The 16232-nt window shown below is 70.0% G+C and carries 14 protein-coding genes; 3 read left to right on the forward strand and 11 right to left on the reverse strand.

The features are described from left to right. Window position 1: 1 nt before the first annotated feature. From ACPCHZ_RS05770 to ACPCHZ_RS05780, 3 genes are all read right to left on the reverse strand, one after another. Complete coding sequence (locus ACPCHZ_RS05770; RefSeq protein WP_423483889.1) at window positions 2-4165, reverse strand: type I polyketide synthase; 4164 nt, start codon at window positions 4163-4165, stop codon at window positions 2-4. Beyond that, window positions 4162-5880, reverse strand: coding sequence for a fatty acyl-AMP ligase (locus ACPCHZ_RS05775; protein WP_423483890.1), 1719 nt, complete (start codon window positions 5878-5880; stop codon window positions 4162-4164). The genes ACPCHZ_RS05770 and ACPCHZ_RS05775 overlap by 4 nt, the downstream gene beginning before the upstream one ends. A gap of 182 nt (window positions 5881-6062) precedes the next feature. Further along, complete coding sequence (locus ACPCHZ_RS05780) at window positions 6063-6329, reverse strand: acyl carrier protein (protein WP_364982905.1); 267 nt, start codon at window positions 6327-6329, stop codon at window positions 6063-6065. A 217-nt stretch (window positions 6330-6546) separates the two neighbouring features. Between ACPCHZ_RS05780 and ACPCHZ_RS05785 the strand changes: the two genes are divergently transcribed. Continuing rightward, window positions 6547-7836 (forward strand): DUF5933 domain-containing protein, encoded by a 1290-nt coding sequence (locus ACPCHZ_RS05785; RefSeq protein WP_423484652.1) that lies wholly within the window; start codon window positions 6547-6549, stop codon window positions 7834-7836. 19 nt (window positions 7837-7855) lie between these two features. Here the strand turns inward: ACPCHZ_RS05785 and ACPCHZ_RS05790 are convergent, their stop codons facing one another. From ACPCHZ_RS05790 to ACPCHZ_RS05810, 5 genes are all read right to left on the reverse strand, one after another. Then, window positions 7856-8122 carry a hypothetical protein gene (locus ACPCHZ_RS05790; protein WP_423483891.1) on the reverse strand — a complete coding sequence of 89 codons (267 nt, stop codon included), beginning with the start codon at window positions 8120-8122 and terminating at the stop codon, window positions 7856-7858. A 113-nt stretch (window positions 8123-8235) separates the two neighbouring features. Continuing rightward, window positions 8236-9411 (reverse strand): cytochrome P450, encoded by a 1176-nt coding sequence (locus tag ACPCHZ_RS05795; protein ID WP_423483892.1) that lies wholly within the window; start codon window positions 9409-9411, stop codon window positions 8236-8238. Beyond that, window positions 9408-10928, reverse strand: a complete 1521-nt coding sequence (locus ACPCHZ_RS05800) for a bifunctional 3-(3-hydroxy-phenyl)propionate/3-hydroxycinnamic acid hydroxylase (protein ID WP_423483893.1) — start codon at window positions 10926-10928, stop codon at window positions 9408-9410. Before ACPCHZ_RS05800 ends, ACPCHZ_RS05795 begins: the two co-directional genes overlap by 4 nt. After that, complete coding sequence (locus tag ACPCHZ_RS05805) at window positions 10925-11860, reverse strand: fumarylacetoacetate hydrolase family protein (protein WP_423483894.1); 936 nt, start codon at window positions 11858-11860, stop codon at window positions 10925-10927. Before ACPCHZ_RS05805 ends, ACPCHZ_RS05800 begins: the two co-directional genes overlap by 4 nt. Beyond that, entirely contained in the window at window positions 11857-12999 is a 1143-nt protein-coding gene (locus ACPCHZ_RS05810) for a VOC family protein (protein ID WP_423483895.1), read from the reverse strand. The genes ACPCHZ_RS05805 and ACPCHZ_RS05810 overlap by 4 nt, the downstream gene beginning before the upstream one ends. 126 nt (window positions 13000-13125) lie before the next feature. Here ACPCHZ_RS05810 and ACPCHZ_RS05815 point away from each other — a divergent pair, with 126 nt between their 5' ends. Next, entirely contained in the window at window positions 13126-13788 is a 663-nt protein-coding gene (locus ACPCHZ_RS05815) for a TetR/AcrR family transcriptional regulator (RefSeq protein WP_364982923.1), read from the forward strand. A gap of 1 nt (window position 13789) precedes the next feature. Here ACPCHZ_RS05815 and ACPCHZ_RS05820 read toward each other — a convergent pair whose 3' ends face one another. Both ACPCHZ_RS05820 and ACPCHZ_RS05825 read right to left on the reverse strand, forming a co-directional pair. Continuing rightward, window positions 13790-14155 (reverse strand): hypothetical protein, encoded by a 366-nt coding sequence (locus tag ACPCHZ_RS05820; RefSeq protein WP_423483896.1) that lies wholly within the window; start codon window positions 14153-14155, stop codon window positions 13790-13792. A gap of 112 nt (window positions 14156-14267) precedes the next feature. Beyond that, entirely contained in the window at window positions 14268-14732 is a 465-nt protein-coding gene (locus tag ACPCHZ_RS05825; protein WP_423483897.1) for a lipoprotein LpqH, read from the reverse strand. Window positions 14733-14863: 131 nt separating this feature from the next. Between ACPCHZ_RS05825 and ACPCHZ_RS05830 the strand changes: the two genes are divergently transcribed. Then, window positions 14864-15772, forward strand: a complete 909-nt coding sequence (locus ACPCHZ_RS05830; RefSeq protein WP_423483898.1) for a haloalkane dehalogenase — start codon at window positions 14864-14866, stop codon at window positions 15770-15772. Here the strand turns inward: ACPCHZ_RS05830 and ACPCHZ_RS05835 are convergent. Further along, complete coding sequence (locus ACPCHZ_RS05835; RefSeq protein ID WP_423483899.1) at window positions 15769-16185, reverse strand: lipoprotein LpqH; 417 nt, start codon at window positions 16183-16185, stop codon at window positions 15769-15771. The genes ACPCHZ_RS05830 and ACPCHZ_RS05835 overlap by 4 nt on opposite strands. Window positions 16186-16232: the final 47 nt, after the last annotated feature.

Here is a 16232-nt window from a genome sequence, read left to right on the forward strand (position 1 = left end):
CTCAGGGAGCTTCCGTGAGGAACGCGAGCTCCTCGGCGAGCGCCTTGACCGTGTAGCGGATCTGCTCGTCGGAGTGGCAGCTGGTGACGAAAAAGCGCAGTCGCGCTTTGTCGTCCGGCACAGCCGGATAGATGATCGGGTTGGCGTTGATGCCGCGGCCCAGCAGCGCGTTCGACAGCTTCAGCGCCGTGGCCGAGTTGCCGACGATGCACGGGATGACGGGTGTGCCCGCACTGTCGCCGGTGTCGAGGCCGGCCTCCCGGGCGAGCGTGAGGAACAGTGTGGACAGCTCGCGCAGCCGCCGCAGATGCTCGGGCTCGCTGCGGATCGTGCGGATCGCGGCCAGTGAGGCCGCCGCGGTCGGCGGGGGCATGCCGACGCTGTAGACGAAACCCGGCGTCGTGTACTTGAGGAATTCGACCAGTTCCCGGCTGCCGCCGACGTAGCCGCCGCAGCCGGCCAGCGACTTCGACATGGTGCCGGACCACAACTCGACGTCGGTGCGGTCGACGCCGAAGTGTTCGCCGATGCCGCCGCCGGTCTCGCCGAGCACGCCGATGCTGTGCGCCTCGTCGATCATCAACAGCGCCTGGTGTCTGCGCTTGACGTCGATGAAGGCGGGCAGGTCGGGGATGTCGCCGTCCTGGCTGTAGACGCCTTCGATGACGACGAGCACGCGGCGGTACTGGTGACGGATGCCGGTGAGCAGCTCGTCGAGCGCGGCGTGGTCGTTGTGCGGGAACGGCCGGCGCGTGGCTCCCGAGAGGATGCAGCCCTGCATGATGCTGTCGTGCGCGAGGCTGTCGTGGATCACCAGGTCGCCCTGCCCGAGGAGGTGCCCGATCACGGTGACGTTGGTGGCGTGGCCGCTGACCAGGGCGATCGCGTCCTCGGTGCCGAGCAGCTCCGCCAGCTCGAGTTCCAGTTCGCGGTGGACGGGCTTCTCACCCGAGATCGGCCGGGACGCCGAGCACGAGCTGCCCCACCGGCGCACCGCGTCCGACACCGCCTCGGCCACCGCGGGGTGGCCGGACATGCCCAGATAGTTGTAGCTGGAGAAGTTGATCACCTCCGCACCGTCGATGATCGAGGTGTCGCGGGTGACCCCGTCGTTGACTCTGAAGTAGGGGTTGTCGACGCCGATGGCCGCGCCGAACGCGAACCGCTCGGCCAGCGCCTTCACCTCCTCGAACTCGCCGATCCGGAACTGCGGACGGACGGCAGGCGCCTCCGGGGTCGCTGCCTGTGAGTGCGCGTCCTGTCCGCCGGCCATGCCGATCACGTCGGCGAGGGTGGTGGCCGGGCTGAATCCGGCCGGGTCGATCGCCACGCCGGGGAGCTTTCTGGCGAGCCCGCTGAAGACGTCGGCCACCATGATCGAGTCGAAGCCGAGGTCGCCGACGATGGTGTGGGTGCTGCGCAGATTCTGCTCGGGGAACCCGCTGACGCGCGCGATCTCGGATCGGACGATCGCCGTCGTGTCGACGGTCGGACTCTGCTGCGGGACAGGCATTGTCGGCGCTGAGGCAGGCACCGTGCCCTGTCCGTATGCGGCGAGCACGGCGGCCTGCTCGCGGAACAGCGCGATGAGATCGTCCATCGTCGAACCCTTCGTCGTCGCGTGCGCCGGTTCGACGTCTCCGGCGGTCCGTTGCCTGATCCAGAACCGATGGGCGGTGCTGAACGAGTAGCCGCTGAGGCGGTGAGCCACCCGAGCATCACTGGGATACAACAGCTTCCAGTCGGGATTTAGGCCGTCCCGGTAGAGCGCGGCGACGGCTCCGGTGAGGTCGGTCCCGACGGCCAGGGCGGGCGGAGCGCCCTCGTGTGATCGGGTGATCATCGGGCCGAGCGTGCGCCTGGCGCCGAACTCGACGAGGTGTGTGGGTTCGGCCCGCATCGCCTCGGCGGCCGCGTCGGCGAACCGGACGGTGGCCCGGATGTGGGCGGTCCAGTAGGCCGCATCCATCGGTTCGTCGTCGCCGAGCAGCCGGCCGTGCAGTGTGGAGAAGACCGGGACGGCGGGCAGATCGTAGGAGCACGACGCGGCGACCTCGGCGAACTCGGCGGTCATCGGGTCCATCAGCCGCGAGTGGAACGCGTGCGACACATTGAGCCGGCGCACCGTGATCCCCGCGTGTTCCAGGGTGCTCGCGGCGTCGTCGATCGCCTCCGCCGCACCGGACAGCACGATCTCGGCGGTCCCGTTCACCGCGGCGAGGTCGAGGGGGAACTCGCAAACGTCGCCGGCGCCGGCCCGGACTGCGAGCATGCCGCCGCCCGCAGGCAGCTGCTGCATCAGACGGCCGCGTGCGACGATGAGGCGGCACGCGTCGTCGAGGCTGAACACCCCGGCGACGGCGGCGGCGGTGTACTCGCCGATGCTGTGCCCGAGGAGCCACGCGGGTTCCGCGCCGAGCCGCAGCAGCGCATGCGCTTGCGCGTACTGCAGCGCGAAGATCGCGGGCTGGGCGAACTCGGTGCGATCGACGCCCGCATCGGCCATCACGTCGCGCAGGGATGTCCCGAGGTGCGGGGTCATCGACGCATCGACCTCGTCGAACGCGTCACGGAACACCGAACTGGTGTCGTAGAGGGCGGTCGCCATGCCGGGGTACTGGGTGCCCTGGCCGCTGAACATCCAGCCCGCCGACATGTGGGCGGCGGTGCCCATCGCGTAGTCCCCGCGCAGTGCCGCGACGGCCTCGGCACGGTCGGCGGCGACGATCGCCAGCCGGGTCCTGCCGGAGGCCTTGATGCGGTTGGTCGACCAGCACAGCTGCACCAGCGGAGCGGTGCTGTTCTCGATGTCGTGGGCCAGCAGAGATGCGTTGCGGCGCAAGTCGTCTGCCGATCCCGCCGAGAGGGTGAGGATTCCGGTTCCGGTGGCCGTCGGCACGGGGTCGGCCTGCGGCGCGGAGGCGAGCACCATGTGACAGTTCGTGCCGCCGATACCGAAGCTGGAGACGCCGGCGATCGTGGTCTCCGGGGGCAGCTCCAACGGCTCGGTGAGCATCCGCAGCCCGCCGTCGCCGAGCCGCAGCTGTGCGTTCTCGGAGTCGGCGAAGCGGGACGGCGGCACCACCCGGTGGTGCAGGCTGAGCACGACCTTGAGCAGGCCCGCGATGCCGGCTGCGCCCTCGGTGTGGCCGAGGTTGCCCTTGATCGACCCGATGGCGACAGGCGTGTCACGGCGCGAACGGTGCGCGTGCGCAAGCGCTTTCGCCTCGATCATGTCGCCGAGCAGGGTCCCGGTGCCGTGCGCTTCGATGAAATTGATCTGCGCGGGTTCGATTCCCGCGGCGCGGTAGGCCGTCGCGGCGACCTGCTGCTGCGCCCATCGGTTCGGCGCGGTGATGCCGTTGCTGCGGCCGTCGCTGTTGACCGCGCTGCCCTTGATGACGGCGTAGACCGGCAACCCCGCGGCGTGTGCGTCGGACAGCCGGCGCAGGACGACGACGGCGACGCCCTCGCCCCGGCCGATCCCGTCTGCCTTGCCGCTGAACGGTTTACAACGGCCGTCAGGCGCGGCGAGGCCCGCCTTGGTGTAGAAGACGTTCAGGGCGGGGGTGAGCGTGAGGTTCACCCCGCCGGCAATCGCCTGGTCGCACTCGCCGCTGCGCAGTGCCTGGACGGCCAGGTGTGCCGCGACCAGCGACGACGAACACGCGGTGTCCACGGCGAGGCTCGGGCCCCTGAGGTCCAGCTGGTAGGAGAGCCGGTTGGCGGTCATGAAGTAGCCGTTGCCCGATCCGTCCTGCGCGGTGATGGTGCGGTAGTCGCTCATGTGCAGATGGGCCCATTCGTTGGCCATCACCCCCACGAAGACCCCGGTGTCGGAACCGGCCTGCCCCCGGGGGTCGAGGGTGGCGGATTCCAGGGCGCGCCACGCCGTCTGCAGGAGCAGCCGTTGCTGCGGGTCCATCGCCTCCGCCTCGCGCGGCGCGATGCCGAAGAAGTCGTTGTCGAAGGCGTCCGCATCGTCGATCAGACCGCCGGTGCGGTGGTTGACGGCGCCGTCTTCGAGCAGTCCGGCCGCGTCCCACCGCTCGGCCGGGATCTCGTCGATGCCGTCCGCGCCGTCGAGCAGCAGCCGCCACAGCGCGGCGGGGTCCTCCGCCTTGGGGAAGCGGCAGTCGAGGCCGACGACGGCGATGTCGGTCATCGCGGATGGTCCTGGTGGATGACGTCGGTGAGTTCGCCCTTGAGGAACGCCGCCCGCATCGACGCGCGCTGTACCTTCCCGCTGGTGGTGAGGTGGATTCCGGCGCGTTCGACGAACACCACGCTGGGAGCAGGGATGTCGAAGCCGCGGGCCACGGCGGTCCGGATGGCGGCGGCGAGTTCTTCGCAGGTGGTGTCGCCGAGCAGCTCGGTCTTGACGGCCTGGATCAGCACCAGGCGTTCGGCGTCGTCGACGTCGACCGACACCGCGCATCCGCGTGATCCGGCGACCGCCGGGTGGACGTCCTGGACGAATTCCTCGATGTCCTGCGGATAGAGGTTGCGGCCGTTGGCGATCAGCAGGTCCTTGAGGCGCCCGGTGACGAAGAGCTCGCCGTCGTGCAGCAGGCCGAGGTCGCCGGTGCGCAGGTACGGTCCCTCGCCGTCGGCGGTCTGGGCGCGGAACTGCTCGGCGGTCTGCACCGGACGGCCGTGGTACCCGCTGGCCACGCTCGGGCTGCGCAGCCAGATCTCGCCGACGGCGTCCTCGGGCAGCGGGAGCGCGGTCTCGGGATCGACGATCCGCACCTCGATACCGGGCGCCGGTGGGCCGGAGCTCACCAGGGCGACCGCGCGGCCCGTGGCGGGCACGTACCGGTGCTGTTCGAGGGCGTCGACATCCGCGTCGAGGTGACGCGGTCCGTCGCTGCTGAACGTCGCCATCAACGTCACCTCGGCCATGCCATACGCGGGGCGCATCGCCGCATGGGCGAAGCCGGCCGGCGCGAGCAGGTCGGTGATCCGCTCGATGGTGCGGCGGCGAACGGGCTCGGCACCGTTGAGCGCGACCTCCCAGCACGACAGGTCCAGGCCGGTGAGCTGCTCCGGTGTCACCCGGCGCGCGATCAGGTCGTAGGCGAAATTCGGTGCGGCGGTCATGGTTCCGCGGTGGTCGCTGATCGCCTTCAGCAGCCGGACGGGTTGTTTGAGGAAGGCCAGTGGCGACATCGTCACGAGGTCCGCGCCGTTGAAGAACGCCAGCATCTGACCCATCAACCCCATGTCGTGCCAGTGCGGGATCCAGCCGACCATCACCGACGCCGCGTCGGCGCGGACGGCTTCGGACATCGCGGTCTCGTTGTGCACCACATTGCCGTCGGTGACGGCGACGCCTTTCGGGTCGCCGGTCGATCCGGACGTGTACTGGAGGAACACCACGGTGTCGGCGGCGAGGTCCGGCATCGTCCACGCGTCCGCATCGGCGAGCCGCCGGTCATCGGTGGCCACGCAGCGCAGTGGTGTGGCCAGGTCGAGTCCTTCGATCCCGGCGGTGAGCAGCCCACGCAGCTTCTCCGTGGTCAACGCCAGGCTGCTGTCCGCATCGCGGAGGATCCCCGCGACCCGCTTCATGCTCCGCTGATCGACCGGCAGCGGCGTGGGTACCGCGATCACCCCCGCGTAGATGCAGCCGAGGAACGCCCGCCAGAAATCGATGCCCGGCTCGAACAACAGCAGCACGGGCCGCTCGGCCTCCGGTTGTGAAACCAGCCAGGCGGCGAGTCCGCGCGCATCACGGTCCAGGTCGGCGAACGTCGTCACCTCGGGGACGAGGTGTCGACCGGATTCGTCGAGGAAGGTGAAGCAGCGGTCGTCGGCGTGGGCCTCGAACTGCGACCGCAGGTGCGAGACGAGATCCGTGGTGTGCGACGTCCTCATGAGGCTCCTGCGGGGTGAGCCAGAATCAGCAAACCAGTGCAGTGACGATGATCGTCCTCGGCGCACCGTTCCACAACCCTCAATTGCAGGGCCGATGCCGTCGAAGGCGCTTGCGGGCGGGTCAATTTCGGCAAATGTCTTGCCGTTGTCAACGACATGGCGGGCGAGATGACGCGGCGCGGCTACGCCACTGCCTGCTGCTGCTCGGCGACGGCGCTGCCGATGAAGTCGGCGATGTGGGACAGGGTCGGGTAGTCGAAGATCATCGTCGGGTCGACGTCGATGTCGAAGTGCAGTTCGACGTCCCCGACCAGGCTGATCGCATGCACCGAGTCGACGCCCATCTCGGCGAGCGGGACCATCGGGCTGATGGTGGTCGCCGGCACCTCGAGGTAGGACGCGAGGCGAGCGGTGAGCCAGTGCAGGATCGGGCGGCGGTTCGTGGTCATCTCGGACTCCTCAGGTCGTCTGCGTGGGCGTGAGATCAATGGTCTTCGTGCGGCGCCGCGTGCGTAATCGCGCGAAAGCCAGAGTTCCGTCCACGACGGGAAGGCTTTTCTAGCCGTCGGGTAAGGCATCCGATCCGGATGTTTCTTCGGGTCCGCGCACCGTGCCGCCCACCTGACACTTAATATTCATCGGGTGTTCATCGGCGACGCGCGACGACTGCGGTTGCCGGTGAAGTCGGCGCGCACCTGGGCATTGATCGCCGTCGCGGCGGTCGCGCTGTTGCTGATCGGGTTGCAGGTCGCCGCGGTGGCCGTCGGGTTCCAGGGTCCGCTGCACAGCCTGATCAGCGACTATGTCGCCACCCCGAAGTCCGTCACGGTGGGCTGGGTCGCCATCGGCGTGGCGATCGTCGGGTTGTCCAACCGCAACCGGATCCTGGTGCTGTCGCTGGCCGCGGGGCTCGACGTGGTGTTCGCGCTGGAACGGGTGCTGCGCGGCGGTGTGCTCACGGTGGGCAACGGACCGATCATCGTGCTCACCGGGCTGGCCGTGGTGGCGCTGCGGAACTTCCGCGGCGTCGAACGCGCCAACGCGCTGCGCGGTATCGCCTTCGGCGCCCTGCTCGTTCTGGCCACGAAAGCCGGCGACGCCTGGTTGAGCATCACCGCGGCGCTCCGGCCTGCGGTGCTCGACGAGTACGCCCTGATGGCCGATCACGCACTCGGTCAACCGTCGTGGCTGATGGGCCAGGTCGTCGAGGCGGGCGGCCCGGTCCTCACCGCGGTGCTGCACTGGGTGTACATCGAGTTGCCCTTCGCGGCGATGATCGTCGCGCTCTATCAGCTGCGCAACGTCCGCACCGGCGTGTGGCCGCGGCATTTCATGATCCGGACGTTCCTGGTGCTCGGCCTGATCGGACCGGCCATCTACGTGCTGTTCCCGATCGTCGGACCGGAGTTCGCGTTCGGCAGCTCGGGCAACGGCTTCCAGCTCGGCGACTACTGGCCGCATGTGCTGCCGCCTGTCCTCACGCCGGAGGCGTTCGCGTTCGACGGCTCCACTCCGCGCAACTGCATGCCGTCGATGCACACGGCATGGGCGCTGGCGGTCTTCATCCACTCCCGTGGCGGACCACGGTGGCTGCGGTGGGGCGGGACGTTCTGGCTGGTGTGCACCGTCTCGGCGACGCTCGGCTTCGGCTACCACTACGGCGTCGACCTCGTCGCGGGCGCGGTGTTGTGCCTGACCGTCGAGTCGGCGTTGCGCGAACCGGTTCCGGGCCGGCCACGGATGCGGGTGCCGTTGGTCGCCTCCGGGGCGGCGTTCCTGGCGGTGCTGTTGGTGTGCTGCCGGTACTTCGCCGAGGAGATGGCGCGCTACCCGCTGCTGTTCGGGCCACTCGTCATCGGGGCCCTGGTGGTCTTCGGCATCGCGTTCTACGCGACCTTCTTCGCCCGGCGGGCCGGCGCAGATGCCGCGGTCCTGCAGGCGTCGGCGACCCTCTGACAGGACCGGTTCTCGCCACCTATTTCGGCGGTGGCGGTGGCGGTGGCGGTGGAGGTGGCGGCTCGTTGGTGGGCATGAAGCCGTACTCGTACTCGTATTCGACCGCGCGGCGCCTGACGGTCATCCGTGCGCTGCTCGTGCCATCGGAGTGGTGTGCCGCGTCGTCCTCGGCGCCCGCGGCCGGTGCGGCCGTGGCCGGTGCCGTCGGTCCCAGTGCGGCAACGGCCACGAGGGTCGCGGCGACGATCGTGCCTGCCCGTATGGATGTCGTGAGGTGGAGGATCATCCGACACATGATCCTGTTCCCGCAGTGGGCGCGTAATCGCCGGCAGGGTGGTTTTCTCCGACGGAACGACAGGGTCTTCTGTCTCCCCGGTAAGCACCGTTGACGGGTGCCGACTACACCGGGACCAGCCTGATCGGCAGCCGCTCATGGCGCCGGATGATGTTGTTCACCGCCCACACGGGCTCGCCGGTGACCTCGATGCGGTCCACCCGCTCCAGCAGCGCGCGCAGCATGGCGGTGGTCTCCAGCCGGGCCAAACCCTGGCCCGCGCAGGCGTGGGCGCCGTTGCCGAAGCCGACGTGCCGCCCGGCGTCGCGGCGGATGTCGAATGCCTCCGGGTCGTCCCATTCCTGCTCGTCGCGGTTGGCCGACGCGTACATCACCAACACCTGCGCACCCGCGGGGATCGCGGTCCCGGCGATCTCGGTGTCGACCCGCACCCGCCGGGCGAACGCGCGCAGCGGCGACTCGTAGCGGACCACCTCGTTGACGGCCCTCGGGATCAGCGACGGGTCCTCCTTGAGCAGCCGCCACTGCTCGGGGTGGGTGGCCAGCAGGTACAGCGCGTTGGAGATCGCGCTGATCGTGGTGTCCAGCGACGGCGCGATGTAGTCGACCAGCAGCGCCGGGCACTCGGCGTGCGACAGCAGGCCCTCGTCGGCCGCGCGAAGGAGCTCGTCGGCCATGCTGCCGTCGAGTACGGTGCGGTCGCGCACCACCCGCCTGGCGAACCGCAGCATCTGCACCGTGCGCGGAATCGCTTTGCACGCCTGCCAATTGACGGGACCGAGGACATCGAAGGTCGCGCCGCCCCAGGCAATGAGGTGCGCCCGCTGATCGCGCGGCCAACCCACGAGGTCGGGGACGACGGCCAGCGGCAGCGTCGACGCCAGCTCGACGGCGTCGACCGCGCCGCGTGCCACCGCGCGGTCCACCACGGCTTCGGCCTGCCGGTCCACCTCGTCGCCGATGTCGCGCAGCGCGCGCGGCATCAAGCGGTGCGCGACCACTTTTCGCCGCCGGGCGTGCTCCTCGCCGTCGCTGGCCAGCGTGGTGCCCTTGGACAGCCGGTTGCTCAGCGGGTTGAGCGCCACCCCGCGGTCGGATTCGAACAGACCGTCGTCGCGCAGCGTCGCCTTGCACTCCGCGTACCGGGGCAGCGCGTACACCCGGTGGCGGGCCGACCAGACCACGGGTCCCAGCGCGCGCATCCGCCGGTAGTGCGGGTACGGGTCGACGATCGCACTCCGGGTGTAGAGGCCGGGCCGGTAGACGGGAGCGCGGCTCATCGGAGTCGTCCCGCCGTGGCGCGAACGGCGGGCAGGGTGCGGCACAACGCCGCGGCGTCGCGCCCGGCGCGCATCACGGTGCGATCCGGCCGGACGACGGCGACCGTGGCGTGGCCGCGGCGCAACCACTCGGCGAGCTCGCCGCCCGGTTCGGCGACGTGCACGACGGCACCGGCCCGTTCGACGAGGGTGACGGCTGCCGCGTCCAGCGGTGTCGCACAGACCAGCGCGAAGCCGCTCCCGAGCACAGTGTCGAGCCGGTGACCGCCCGCGACAACGGGATTGGGGCAGAGCTGGCCCGAGAGACCGCCGAGGTTGCGGCGCACCAACGGTGACCGGTGCAGTCGCGGGGTCCGCGAGTCGAGCAGTCTGGCGCCGAACCCCGGTATGAGATGGAGCCGCGGCACGACGGCGCGGCGCACCAGGCTGCCCAGTTCGCCGCCCGCGGTCATCGCGCGGCCGACGTTGAGTGCCAGGCCGATCATGTGCCGGGCGTGCGGCTTACGCTCCTGCTCGTAGGTGTCGAGCACGCCCGGCGGCAACGCGTCGGACAGCACGCCGGCCAGCTTCCACGCCAGGTTCATCGCATCACGCAGACCCGCGCCGAGGCCCTGGCCGACGAACGGCGGCGTCAAGTGGGCGGCGTCGCCGAGCAGGAACGCGTTGCCGCGACGCCACCGGTCGGCGATCTGGGCCCGGAACGTGTACTCGGTGACGCGCAGGACGTCGAGTTCGTGGTCGGGCACGCCCGCGGTCCAGGGCTCGACCAGCGGGCGCAGCGCAGTGAGCGACTGGTAGTCGGCCGCGGATTCGCCTGTGCGCAAGCGAAACTCCCAGCGGTACCGGGTGTCGCCGATCCGCATGTAGGTGGCGGCCTGATGCGGGTCGCACACCTGGTGCACACCCTCCCACTGCCGTAGGTCCGCCGCGGTGGCGACATCGACCACCAGCCAGCGTTGCTCGAACTTCAGGTCTCGCATCGCGGACCCGATCGCGTTGCGCACCAGGCTGTTCGCGCCGTCGCAGCCCAGCACGTAGTCGGCGGTGATCACGTGCCTGCGTCCGTCGGCGCAGTCGACCGCGGTGATACGGGCCGGTCCGACGGTCCCGGCGACGACCTCGACGACCTCGACACCGCCCAGCAGCCGTGCGCAGGGTTGGCGCGCCAGGTTGGCCCGCAGGAGTGCCTCGAGTTCGGGCTGGTCGAACATGTTCGCCTGCGGAAAGCCGTTCGGGCTGAGGCCCGGGTCGCGCCGGAACTCGGCGAGCACGGTGAGATCGCGGTCGAGCAGCCGCAGTCCCAGTCCGGGCCGGGAGACGGCCATGAATTCGTCGGCGACTCCGAGCCGGGCGATGATCCGGCACACCTCGTCGTCGAGGTGGACGGCGCGGGGTTGCGGGTAGACGCCGGCCCACCTGTCCAGCACCAGCACCTCGATGCCGTACTGCGCCAGCAGTGTGGCCACGGCGACGCCGGTGGGGCCGGCGCCGACCACCGCGACCGGGACGTGCGTCACGCGAATCTCACCCGCATCCGTTGCGTGGACAGGTCGACGGCGCCGTCGTCGGTGGCGACGGAGGCCTCGACGACGTCGCCGTCGCGCAGGTACTTCGGGTTGGCGGCCTGGCGCTTGAAGAAGGCCTTCCACTTGACCGCGGGCGGCAGCAGGTTGCCGATGATCTCGATCGGCTTCGGCGGTGCACTCAACGCCGTGCCGGCCGGAGTGCCGGTCAGGACGAGGTCACCGGCGGCCAGGTCCTGGAAGCGGGTGAGCGACTGCAGCGCCTGCAGCGGGCGGTACAGCATGTCCCCCTCGACGAGCGCGTTCTGCCGCTCCTCGCCGTTGACCGACAGCCGCAGCCGGAGATCCCCGAAGCGCTTCAGTTCGTCGGCGTCGACGAGGACGAGTTCGGGGCCGACCGGGGTGAACGTCGGGTAGGACTTGGCCTCGTAGAACTGGGTCTGCGGCAGCTGGATGTCGCGGGCGGAGACGTCGTTGGTGATCACCAGTCCGGCGATGGCGCCGGGCAGGTCGGCGTCGGTCAGCCGGGTGCCGACCGGGATGTCGCGTCCGATCACCAGGCCGATCTCCACCTCGTAGTCCAGGAAGCGGACGTGCGCCGGCCTGACGATGTCGGCGAACGGGCCGCTGATCGAGGCCGACGACTTGCGGAAGAACGTGAGCGGCACCGTCTTCGGATCCATGCCCGAGTCCTTGACGTGGGATTCGAAGTTGGTCATCTGCGCCACCACCCGGCACGGCGCGGTGACGGGGGAGATCAGCTCGAGGTCGGCCAGCGGGACGGAGTCACCCGAGGCTGCGGCGTCGACGGCGGCCCGGTCGGCGAGCAGTTCGGCCGTCGACCCGGCGGTGGTGGCGATGCGCGCGGCCCCGGATGCGGTCCTCACCCACCAGGCGTCGGCGGTGCGCAGCACGGAAGTGGTCATGAGGTGGCAACTTTCAGTAGGCCGATCAGGCGGTGGACGTCGAACTCGTTGCGGTCGCGCAGGGCGGTGATCATCGATACGGCTTCGTGCCGCGCGGATCTGGGGCTGGTGCCGAGGAAGTCGCGACTCACCGGCGGGCCCCACTGGGAGAGCCCTGATGCGGTGAACGGGGCCCAGCCGGGTTCGAGGGTGTCGTCGAACATGTCGCCGTCGGCGAAGTGCTCGACGAGGAAGCCGTCGGGATCGCGCCAGTAGTCGAACAATTGGCTGCCCTGGATGTGGCGGCCGATGCCCCAGGACCGGACATAGCCGCGCTCGCTGAGGTATTCGCCGCCCGCGGCGAGCGCGTCGAGGTCACTGACCTGGAAGGCGGAGTGCACGTACCGGTTCGCCGGCCCCAGCGCGAGCGCCAGCGTGTGGTGGTCGGCCGGTGTCGCGCCGCGGTCACAGCGGATGAAGCTCATCGTCGGACCGCGGTCCCGCTGGCCGGGGAAGAACAGGAAGTCGCTGACGATCATCCCGAGGTTGTCGAGGTACCAGTTCAGCGTCTGCAGGTAGCGCGTCGACTGCAGCACCACATGGCCCAGTCGCTGGATCCGGGCGGGCACCCGCGGCGGGCGTTGCGTCGCGTTGACCCGGTGCACGTCCCGGCCCACGTTGACGGCCAGCGGCGGCTGCGTCGGCAGGGTGGGCAGCTCGTGCATGCCTGCGACGACCTTGACCGGCATGCCGCTGGGGTCGACGAGCTCGGCGGCGATGCCGCCGACGGACTCCGGGAGCGGCCGGACGGGGCTCCCGGTCGCGTCGGCGAGCCGGAGCACGTCGACCTCGTCGGCGGCCCGCAGTGCGAGGCCGGCGAACCGGGTGCGCTCGCCGTGCCGCAGCAGCACGCACGGTGCACCCGCGTCGGTGCCGCGGAGCTCCAACCGGTGAGGGTCGCGCAGCGCCGTCTGGAATCCGAACGCGCGGGCGAACGCCTCGGCCCGGGCGAGGTCGGGTTTCTCGAACTCGAGCCACGCGATGTCGGCCACCTTGATGACCGGGTTGCGGGCGCGACCGGAGTGCTCGCCGCGTCGTGCGCCGTCCTCGCTGTGCAGCTCTTTGTGCACGTCAGCCGGGCGGTTGAGCTTCAGCGCCATGGCGACCTCCTCGTCTAGTGACGAAATCGTCACATACGACGCAACGCTCAGTCAAGGTGTATTGACGAAATCCTCAGGTCTGACTGAAGCTGCTATGGTGAGGCGGTCGCAGGAGGGCGGAGGTTCATGTCGAGTCAGTCCGAGACCCCGGTGAGCCGTTCCGAGCGCCGCAAACAGCGCACCCGCGCCGCACTCGTCGCCGCCGCGCAGGCCTTCATCGCCGCCGGCCGGCTCAACGCGCCGGTGCTGGAGATCACCCAGGCCGCCGACGTCGGGATGGGCTCGTTCTACAACCACTTCGACAGCAAGGAACAGCTGTTCGAGGCCGCCGTCACCGAGGTGCTCGACGCGCACGGCGCCCTGCTCGACGAGTACACCGCGTCGATCGACGATCCCGCGGAGACCTTCGCGGCGTGTTTCCGGCTGACGGGCCGGCTGTTCCGGGCGTCGCCGCAGGAGAGCCAGGTCCTGCTCGCCAACGGGATGTCGCTGCTCAGCTCGGAGCGCGGCCTGGCCCCGCGGGCGTTGCGCGACATCCGTGCCGGGGTCGCGGCAGGCCGGTTCCGGGTCGAGGATCCCGAACTGGCGCTGGCCGTCGCCGGTGGGGCATTGCTGGGGCTCGGGAATCTACTGCGGGCTCAACCCGACCGGGACGACGCCGCGGCCACCGATATCGTCACCCGCGACGTGCTGCGGCTGTTCGGGATGACCGACGAGCAGGCGCGAGAGGTGTGCGAGCGCCCCCTACCGGGGATTCCGGCGCTGCAGCGCTCCGACTCGGTCGCCTAGCTCAGTAGAACGACGGGTTGAAGTCGTGGCGCCAGCGGCCGTCGATGCAGCTCAGCGGGAGGCCGTCGGGGGATTGCGCGACGCCGTTCTTGCCCTCGCACGACGAGCTGTTGGTGCGGACGCCGACCAGCGGCCCGGACGCCCGCCAGGTGTTCGGGGTGCCGCACCTCAGCGTGTTGCCCGAGGCGTCGAGGCCGTAGACCCAGCGGGTGCCGCCGTTGCACGGGCCGCCGAGTTCGACGCCGCGGTTGACGTAGGAGACGCAGCCGGCGCCGTCACAGGTGGTGCTCGGCGGCGCCGCCACGGCGGTCGCAACGGGCACGGCGATCAGTCCGCCGGCCAATGCCAGCGCGGCCAGAATTCTCATGCGCATCAGACTAGGCCCTCGGGTCGTGCCGTTCGACGGGTTCTGCCGGTCTCGACGGACGCAAACGGCGGCGCCCCGATCGGGGACGCCGCCGCTTCGCCGTGGCTGGGAACTACGGGCAGGTGACGCTCAACTCGAACGGCTTGGTGATCTGGCCCGCCATCGGGTTGGCCATGTCGACGCCGGTCGCGTTGCCCTTGATCGTGTAGGTCTTGTCGTCCTTCTCGACCTCGGCATTGCCCTGGCCGGTGCCCTCCTGATAGGCCAGCGTGACGCCGTTGACGTTGCCGAGGCCGACCGACTTGACGACGGGGTCGTCGCCCTCGCTGATCACCGCGCCGATGCCGCCGGTGGCCTGGCCGAAGCCGATGTTCAGGTTGCCGCCCATCGAGGTGCAGGCGACCGTGCCCTGCAGCTGCTGCTCCTGGCCGTCGACCGTCAGCTTCGTCTCACCGGTGCCCGACGAGCTCGATGCCGACTGCGTGGCGGAGCTTTCCTTGGAATCCGACGAACAGCCCGACAGGCCGGCGATGACCAACGCCGCGCCTCCCACAGCGATCACAAAACCGCGATTCACAACGCTCTCCTTTTGTTGTGCGGCCCGTCGACGCCGGACCATCCACAGCAGTATTGCCCTGACCCACCGCTGTGGTGCGTGTTTGTTCCAAATTCGCCGTCCCCGCGACGGTTGCCGGTAACTTCGCCGTCATGCAGACCTTGCGCACGCCCGACGAGCGGTTCACCGAGCTGCCGGAATTCGGTTATCCGCCACGGTATTGCGAGGTCGACGACGCCGAAGGCGGACGGCTGCGGGTGGCCTGGATCGAAGACGGTCCGGCACAGGCCGATCCGGTGCTCCTGCTGCACGGCGAACCGTCGTGGTCCTTCCTGTACCGGCGGATGATCCCGATCCTGGTGGCGGCCGGGCATCGGGTCGTCTGCCCGGATCTGGTCGGATTCGGCCGCTCCGACAAGCCCACCCGCATCGAGGATCACACGTACGCCCGCCACGTCGAGTGGATGCGTGCGGTCGCCTTCGACGAGCTCGACCTGCGGCGCGTGACGCTCGTCGGCCAGGACTGGGGCGGGCTCATCGGCCTGCGGCTCGCCGCCGAACACCCGGATCGCTTCGCGCACATCGTCGTCGCCAACACCGGGTTGCCCACCGGCGATGTTCCGATGCCCGACATCTGGTGGCGCTTCCGCGAGGCGATCCAGGGCCTGGACACCATCGACGTCGGGCGATTCGTCCAGTCCGGATGTGTGCGGCCGATGGACGACGCCGTACGGCTCGCCTACGACGCACCGTTCCCGGACGACTCCTATTGCGCGGGACCGCGTGCCATGCCCGCACTGGTGCCGACCACCCCCGACGATCCCGCGTCGGAGGCCAACCGGGCGGCGTGGAACACCCTGCGCGACAGCGAGACCCCGATGCTGGTGGCGTTCAGCGACAGCGACCCGATCACCGGCGCGATGGGCCCGATCCTGCGGGAGCAGATGCGCGGCGCCCAGGGAATCGAACACCCCACCATCCGCGACGCAGGCCATTTCCTGCAGGAGGACGCCGGTGAGGAACTGGCCGAGGCGATCGTCCGGTTCCTCGGGACCGGCTAGGGGCAGGTGGCCGTCACCTCGAACGGCATGTCCACCGGGACGTCCGGATTCGCCGGATCGGTGCCCATGCCGGTGCCCCTCACGGTGTAGCCGGTGCCGTCGTCGCGGGTGACCTCCGCGGGCGTCGCCGCCACGCCCTGCAGGTACGCCAGGGCCGCGCCGCCGGATCCCACCTCGCCGATGTTCACCGACTCCACCACGCCTCCGTCCACTACGACGGTCGTCTTCTTCTCGCCGTCGAGGGTGATCGTCGCGCGCGCACCGTCGACCGTGCACTGCACGCCGGTGACCGCGCCGACGTCGTTCCCGCCCATCACCACCGTGCCCTGACCGGTCGGGTCCTGGGACGAGCAGCCGGCCAGTCCGGCGACCAGGGCCGCGCAGCAGGCGATGAGAGCGAGTCGGGTGTTCACGAGCACCGAGTATGGGGGCCGGTGGGGTCCCGCCGTAAATCCCCTGG

It is taken from the genome of Mycobacterium sp. NPDC050041 (genome assembly GCF_049541695.1).
Taxonomy (GTDB): domain Bacteria; phylum Actinomycetota; class Actinomycetes; order Mycobacteriales; family Mycobacteriaceae; genus Mycobacterium.

Excerpts from the sequence above, each read along its gene's own strand:
- ACPCHZ_RS05810 (WP_423483895.1), bottom strand. The coding sequence starts at position 12,999 with ATGGCGCTGAAGCTCAACCGCCCGGCTGACGTGCACAAAGAGCTGCAC.
- ACPCHZ_RS05780 (WP_364982905.1), bottom strand. The coding sequence starts at position 6,329 with ATGACCACGAACCGCCGCCCGATCCTGCACTGGCTCACCGCTCGCCTC.
- ACPCHZ_RS05775 (WP_423483890.1), bottom strand. The coding sequence starts at position 5,880 with ATGAGGACGTCGCACACCACGGATCTCGTCTCGCACCTGCGGTCGCAG.
- ACPCHZ_RS05805 (WP_423483894.1), bottom strand. The coding sequence starts at position 11,860 with ATGACCACTTCCGTGCTGCGCACCGCCGACGCCTGGTGGGTGAGGACC.
- ACPCHZ_RS05830 (WP_423483898.1), top strand. The coding sequence starts at position 14,864 with ATGCAGACCTTGCGCACGCCCGACGAGCGGTTCACCGAGCTGCCGGAA.
- ACPCHZ_RS05820 (WP_423483896.1), bottom strand. The coding sequence starts at position 14,155 with ATGAGAATTCTGGCCGCGCTGGCATTGGCCGGCGGACTGATCGCCGTG.
- ACPCHZ_RS05815 (WP_364982923.1), top strand. The coding sequence starts at position 13,126 with ATGTCGAGTCAGTCCGAGACCCCGGTGAGCCGTTCCGAGCGCCGCAAA.
- ACPCHZ_RS05770 (WP_423483889.1), bottom strand. The coding sequence starts at position 4,165 with ATGACCGACATCGCCGTCGTCGGCCTCGACTGCCGCTTCCCCAAGGCG.
- ACPCHZ_RS05790 (WP_423483891.1), bottom strand. The coding sequence starts at position 8,122 with ATGATCCTCCACCTCACGACATCCATACGGGCAGGCACGATCGTCGCC.
- ACPCHZ_RS05795 (WP_423483892.1), bottom strand. The coding sequence starts at position 9,411 with ATGAGCCGCGCTCCCGTCTACCGGCCCGGCCTCTACACCCGGAGTGCG.